At 53.9% G+C, this 6,607-nt stretch carries 5 protein-coding genes and 1 pseudogene; all 6 read left to right on the top strand.

Annotated elements, in window-relative coordinates:
* Positions 1-99: 99 nt before the first annotated feature.
* Positions 100-498 (top strand): annotated as a pseudogene (locus AAKU64_RS21965) (IS6 family transposase); the annotation flags it as partial.
* 336 nt (positions 499-834) lie between these two features.
* Positions 835-1,605, top strand: coding sequence for an iron-containing redox enzyme family protein (locus AAKU64_RS21960; RefSeq protein ID WP_322121772.1), 771 nt, complete (start codon positions 835-837; stop codon positions 1,603-1,605).
* Between the two features lie 79 nt (positions 1,606-1,684).
* Positions 1,685-2,968: a pyridoxal phosphate-dependent aminotransferase gene (locus AAKU64_RS21955; RefSeq protein ID WP_322121771.1), complete on the top strand. Its 1,284-nt coding sequence runs from the start codon at positions 1,685-1,687 to the stop codon at positions 2,966-2,968.
* Positions 2,968-4,656: an FAD/NAD(P)-binding protein gene (locus tag AAKU64_RS21950; protein WP_322121838.1), complete on the top strand. Its 1,689-nt coding sequence runs from the start codon at positions 2,968-2,970 to the stop codon at positions 4,654-4,656. The genes AAKU64_RS21955 and AAKU64_RS21950 overlap by 1 nt, the downstream gene beginning before the upstream one ends.
* Positions 4,657-4,659: 3 nt before the next feature.
* On the top strand, positions 4,660-5,205 hold the full coding sequence (locus tag AAKU64_RS21945) for a cupin domain-containing protein (RefSeq protein WP_322121770.1): 546 nt from the start codon (positions 4,660-4,662) through the stop codon (positions 5,203-5,205).
* A gap of 24 nt (positions 5,206-5,229) precedes the next feature.
* Positions 5,230-6,447, top strand: coding sequence for an MFS transporter (locus AAKU64_RS21940; protein WP_323492958.1), 1,218 nt, complete (start codon positions 5,230-5,232; stop codon positions 6,445-6,447).
* Positions 6,448-6,607 lie beyond the last annotated feature (160 nt).

Below are 6,607 nucleotides of genomic sequence, written 5' to 3'. Positions count from 1 at the left end.
CTGGACGCCCAAACTCCGTCCGTAGTCAGAAAGTTCCTGCATAAATGATCGGGGTTGGGGTACTTTTTACTTCAACTTTTAAGTGCACCAACGCCCAAGACGATTGATTTTCTCTTGACCCCCAAGCGGGACAAGGCAGCAGCCAGACGGTTTTTCGACAAAGCCATGGAGGCGAACGGCACACCTGCAAAAGTCACGATGGACAAGAGCGGCGCCAACAAAGCGGCGATTGACGAGATCAACGCTTCCATGGAAATACCTATGGTGGTCTGTCAGATCAAGTACCTCAATAATATCGTGGAACAAGACCATCGTGCAGTGAAACGGATAACAAAACCAATGCTCGGATTCAAATCGTTCCGATCAGCCAAAAGCATCCTGGTTGGTATCGAACTCATGCACATGATTCGCAAGGGTCAACTCATGATGGAAGGTGCAGATGATCTGTCTTTTGCCGACCAATTTTATGCTTTGGCAGGAAAAATCCGCTCTGTTTAATGATAGGCGGAATCCGTCTGCCAAGACTCCGTCTTGGGTTCGCTATTGCGACAGAACCCTGCGTAAAGCCCATATAAACGACGATTTTCTTAAACAACGACTGGTTTAGCCGACAGTAAGGCCGCGCTGTTGTCACGAATGACCGCTGTCATGGCTTGCCCTAGCCGCTGCTCGATCACTGGCTTCCATGGAGCTACGGTCTGAATAGTTTATCAATTGCTAACATAATTTAACAATATTTAATAGTTAGTGATTTCCACATACATTATTTTTTACCAACGATATAAAATCTACAACTCTAACCCACTCAATATTGGACAAAACCAAGGAGAAATGATGCAGCAACAGTTATTGAGCTATATGAACGAACTGGCAGACCATCCAGTCTTCACCAACGACTATTTCAAACTTTTGAAAGAAACCAAGTTAACGCCGACACTGTTTGCGATTCATCGGGCGAATTTTTTCTATCGGACGATGGCTACTGTAATCGGCATCGCCCACATCTGCGGCCACGCGGCGAAAGAACACGACCAAGACACTCTAATCTTGTTTTCGTATATTCTCAACGAGGAATGCGGTGATGGTAAAAAATCGCATTGCCACGAGTTACTTATGGAAAATTCGCATAATCTGTATGGTCAGTTCGAGTTTGACCTGCCTGCGTTGAAAGTCAGGGACTTGGAAGGTCGCCGCGATGGCACGCGCAACGATAAAGCATTCGCGCTGGTGATAGAAGAAACTAAGGATTACCGCTCCAAAGTAAACCAATTGCTGGGAATGAATTATCGAACAATGTTGGGAGTTGCGTACGCCCTTGAAACTCACGCGAGCATCATGCTTACGCATTTCCGTGACGCGTTCGGTGCCAGCCGCCACAATTTGGATCAAAAACGCTACACCCATGACGTCGAGGTTTATTTCAATTGCCATCTCGATAGCGGTGTCGAGGATCGCCACGCCGCAGATGCGCAGCAATGTGTTCTGAATAACTGCTCGTCGGAAGCCGACCTAGCCGATATTATCTATGGTATCGACCAAACGCTAAAGATCCAGCATCACATGTGGAACGGTATGTATCGCCACGCCGCGCAGCTTGCCAATTAAACACCATGGAATGGCCACGTGCGCGGCGAATTGTCTTGCGCCGCGGATGTCTAATGGCCTCTCCCAATAGGATGACAACATGACTAAGCCATTAAATAACGTCTTTTCCCACGCCGCACTCAGCATCGGCGAGTCGATTACTCACGGTATGCGTATGCGCATCGCTCAGTTAAACGAGGGCTATGCAGAACCCGACAAGATCATCGACCTGAGCATCGGTACTCTCGACACGCCCACCGATCTGCGTATCGACCAAGGCGTAATCGACTTCATCAAGAATACCCCGCACCTTATCCACCAGTTCGCTCCCGTCAAGGGATTCGATTTTTTACTCAAGGCTATTGCGCAGCGCGTTGCACGCGTGCACGACGTTACGTATGATCCAGCGACCGAGATCATGGTCACGCCGGGGGGCATCAAGGGCGCCATCGCGGTCGTACTGCATAGTCTGCTGAACTCAGGCGACGAAGTCATCGTGCCGCTGCCCAACTGGCCACACTACGCCGACATGATCCGTCTGCATGGGGGCACCCCCGTGTTTGTCCAGTCCGACGCGCTCATCGAAAAAGGCGTGTCGGCTAACGCCTTGAGTGACGCCATCACCCCCAACACCAAGCTAATCATTCTGGGCGATTGCATCAACCCGACCGGAAAGGTATACACGACGTCGGAATTGCAGGCGTTGGGCGCCGTCGTCGCCAAACACAACATCGATAGAGCAGAGGATGGCTTGGCGCCCATGATAGTTATCTACGACTGCCCGTACGAAGCCCATATCCTCAACGAAAGAGCCAAGGCATTCGCCGCGCTCACGGTCGGCGCCTACCGCATGAGAGATTGTGTAGTCAACGTGACGGGCCCGGGCAAGACGTACGGCATGCACGGCGACCGGATCGGCTATATGTACGCGCCGGACTGGTTCATCGCGGTCGCCGCCAACGTCCAAGTCAACCTCAATTCGTTCGCCGGCACCTACGGCCAGGTGGCCTGCTTCCACGCAATGGAAGAGGCCATGGACGAGGTGGCACATCGCCGAGCGACCCAGGCGCGCAACTGTGCGCTAGAGATGATCGCACTGCTGCGGGCCTGTCAGTTATCAGTACATACACCCCAAGGCGGTTATTTCATCTTCGCTGACCTGTCAACCTATGCGAAGCGATACCAGCAGCTGGGATATACCCATGCAGAACAGTTCCTGTTGCAAGAAGCACGTGTGGCGACCATTTCGGGAGAGCATTTTGCGGAAGGCTATGCCGGGAAAGATCATTATCGGCATTTCGTTAGGATCAATTGCGGAAGGGACAGCGCGGTGCTGACCCGCGCGGCACAGCGCATCAAAATCGCGCTGGACGGCCTGCGTTGATGACGCGCTACTGCATCATTGGCACCGGATTCTCCGGCACCTGCATGCTCTGGCACCTGGTCGACACCTTATGCCGGAGCATCGACAGTGACACCGTCCTGCGAGGTGACATTGTCATCACCACCGTCGAACGCCAGCCGACGAACGGGCCCGGATTTCCATATGGCAGCGACTGCAGCGCACCATACCACCTGTGCAATAACCCGGCAGAAAAAATGTCCTTGTTCGACAATGATTTCCTCGATTGGATGCGGGAACGCCGCGAGCAGATCATCGCTGACCACCCTGAACTGATACTGGCTTCTGATCCAAGCACCCAGCTTGAACAGTGGGAACCAGTCGCAACGGCGTTTTATCCGCGTGCCCTGTTCGGCATGTACCTGTCGAGCCGCTTCAAGCAGGCGAGCGAGCGCGCAGCTGGCCACGGAATATCGGTATGCACTTTCAACGGTCACGAAGCGATCAACGGCGCGACCCGCGACGGCCACTTCGCGTTGACGATCCAATGTCGAACCAGTGGCGCGGTTACCCGCCTCGAGCACCTGGACAAAGTGTTGTTGGCCTCTGGCCATTGGCCCAGCGAACAGTCCAGCACCGCCGTGCTGGCTTCGCCTTACCCCCCGGAAAACATTCATGTCAGTATGTTGGCTTATCAGCAGGCACACCGACAACGGCAACTCACGGTGTATGTCCAAGGCATGGGGCCGAGCGCGGTCGATGCCATCTTGAGCGCGTGTGAACATGGCAGGTTTGTATACGGTGCGGACGGTTTAGCGCGGAGCTTCGAGCCGGACTGGCACTACTTCGGGGTGGAGGACGTCAAGATTATCGCTGGCTCGCGCTCGGGATTCTTCCCCGGCGTGCGTTGGCCTCTTTTGAATGACGAGTTCCGCTATCTGAAAGACAACGCCATCAACGAGCTAAGGCAAAGCAACCACGGGACAGTCCTGCTCGACGACGTGATCGCGCTGATTGACGCCGAATTAGCCGCTGCGAGCGACGGGCGGCTTAGTTTCAACGATGTCGCCGCTCCACCGTTTGCCAGCGCTTACGACAAGCTCTTGACCGAAATCCGCGGCGAACGCAGCGAACGCATAGTCCACGCCATCGTGCTGCGTGCGCGCCGCTTGCGCTTCTATGAGCACTTGAGGGCTGCGGACAAGCTCCGTTACGACAGCCAGTTCGATACTCATTTCATCCGCACCGCCGTGCCGATTCCCCTACAGAACGCGAAGAAACTCGTCGCGCTAGTCGAGGCCGGAGTACTGTCGACGGTACGCCTTGGCTATCAGGAGCAATTCAGTGCTGCGTTCACGATCGGTGGTGACGAAAGAGCGGTTCTGCCCGATATCGTGATCCGATCCCATGGCCACAATTACGACATGCGCCGCCATCCATCCCAACTCATCCGTCATTTGCTGGAAAGTGGTGAGCTGCTGGAATACAGCGAGGACGGCTATCGGACGGGCGGCGTTGCTGCTGCGGAGTCGAGCAGCTTTCGGGTGGCGCACGCAACGATAGCTGGCACGCGCCATTCGGACCATCTGTATTCCTTCGGACCGGTCACGCAGTACTGGCAAAATCAGAACAACTACGCGGCAGCGTTCGTGAATGCCGCTAAGGTGGTCGCGCAGGACTGGGCGATTTTCGCGGCGGCCGATTCAAGTCTAATTCATCAAGGGAGGTGAGCAATGGACTTCAAAGAATTTTCCTTCGCTGGCGATATCCGTGTATGCATCTATAACGTAGGTAGCGAGAACCTAGCCTTTCACCGCCATACGTATATTTCCGATATTACTTATTGCGCCTCTGGGCGTCTGTTGCTAGAACTACCGGAGAGCGGCCAGTCCTGTCTTTTTCATCCGGGTCAGGTCGTGCAGGTGCCCGCCAATACCATTCACCGGGTTTCGCACTGCTCCGAGAACAGCAGCCACTCGCGCTACATCCTAATCCAGATAGGCCGCTTCAGCATCGATTTCGAGCGTGACACGCGCATTTTGCCGGACGGCCACCGAGTCGACCTCAGCGACGTGCGGCTACCGTTTTATATCGGCGACCAACTGGAACAGCTACGCCACATCGCCACCGCGATGCGCGAAAACAGGCCGGCGAACGTGTCTGATTCCGAGTATGCAGACTTGCAAGTCGCGCTCCGCCGCGCCTGGGAGGACGGCCTTACCAGTCCAGACGTCCGCCCGCCTTTGGCCCAGCAACTCTTAGCGCTGGACTGTCACTGAACACATTATTTGCAGGATTATTCTATGAACTCAAATGGCATTCGCCCCCCCCCTGTCATCCTTATGGTATTACTTCTTTTCTCCACCCAGGCATGCACGGATATTTTCCTGTCCGGCTTGCCCCTGATTGCCCGCGAATTCGGCGTATCAATGGACGTGAGCAATCTAACTATCTCAGTCTACAACTACAGCCAAGCGTTCTTCGTGCTGTTTATCGGCGTTGTCAGCGAGTTGTGGGGACGCCGTTCTGTGGTTCTTTCCTGTCTGCTCATACATATCGCCGCCTCGGTCTGGATCGCGCTGTGTACTGCCATGCCTGCCATGATCGCGTTACGAGCCGCGCAGGCACTGGGTAGTGCGGCGGTCTATATCGTCTTAAGGCTGATCATCAAGGATACTATGGACAAGAAGGCGCAGATTCACGCTACCGGCTTGTTGGTAGTCGGACTGGTTCTTTCGCCGATCCTCGCACCGGTATTGGGCGCATGGATCGTGAAAGTCTCCAACTGGCGCAATTGCTTCTGGGCCATCGCACTGTTCGAAATTCCCTTATTCGCATGGGCGTGGGTGGTGATATGCGAGAGTAACCATCGGCAAAAAGAGTTTCGCGCCAACTTCAGCATGAAGACGCATCTCCTGAGTTACTACAGTGTTCTCGAGAACAACTACTTTTTGGGTCTCGCGTTGATTGTCGGCGCCGCGTTTGCCGCTTTCTATGCATTTATCAGCATTTCCAGCTTCATGTACATCAACCAGTATGGGATGAGTGAAACCAACTATGCCTATCTGTTCATCGGTATCGCTCTGGCTTATCTGTTAGGAAATCGTATGATGAGCAAGCTCAACGCGAGCAACGTGACACCGCAGAAGATCGTCGGAATCGGCATTTATACTTCTATGCTGGGCACCTCCGTCATCCTTGCCCAAATGTTTACCCACGACACTATGCTTACCGTCGGCCTGATCACGCTAGGTACTTGCTTACTGCGGCTGGCCACGGCCCTCATCAACCCGCCCGTGCAGGTGATCGTGACGAACTACTTCCGGGACAAAGGGGCCCATGCGTTGGGACTGCTCACATGCATCCAATATTGCTTCGCCGGAATAGGTACTATGGTGGTATCAGATCTGTCGTTCCAACCCAGCGCAAATTTCACGATCAGTACGGTCGGCTTTATCACACTGTCTCTGATGGGCTATCTGTTTGTCTCCAGGAAAACACTAGTTATGCAGCTGAATTAAACCGAAGCACCGTAACAGCAATCGGCGCGACGTCTTACAGATGTGGTCAGCCGTAGTATTCGGATCGGCGTTGGTGCACTTAAAAGTTGAAGTAAAAAGTACCCCAACCCCGATCATTTATGCAGGAACTTTCTGACTACGGACGGAGTTTGGGCGTCCA

It is taken from the genome of Undibacterium sp. GrIS 1.8 (genome assembly GCF_040544445.1).
Taxonomy (GTDB): Bacteria; Pseudomonadota; Gammaproteobacteria; order Burkholderiales; family Burkholderiaceae_D; genus Undibacterium.
This window is presented reverse-complemented; position numbering and strand designations above follow the sequence as displayed.

Bases quoted from the DNA above. Each gene is read 5' to 3' on its own strand.
- AAKU64_RS21960 (WP_322121772.1), top strand. From the start codon at position 835: ATGCAGCAACAGTTATTGAGCTATATGAACGAACTGGCAGACCATCCA.
- AAKU64_RS21955 (WP_322121771.1), top strand. From the start codon at position 1,685: ATGACTAAGCCATTAAATAACGTCTTTTCCCACGCCGCACTCAGCATC.
- AAKU64_RS21950 (WP_322121838.1), top strand. From the start codon at position 2,968: ATGACGCGCTACTGCATCATTGGCACCGGATTCTCCGGCACCTGCATG.
- AAKU64_RS21945 (WP_322121770.1), top strand. From the start codon at position 4,660: ATGGACTTCAAAGAATTTTCCTTCGCTGGCGATATCCGTGTATGCATC.
- AAKU64_RS21940 (WP_323492958.1), top strand. From the start codon at position 5,230: ATGAACTCAAATGGCATTCGCCCCCCCCCTGTCATCCTTATGGTATTA.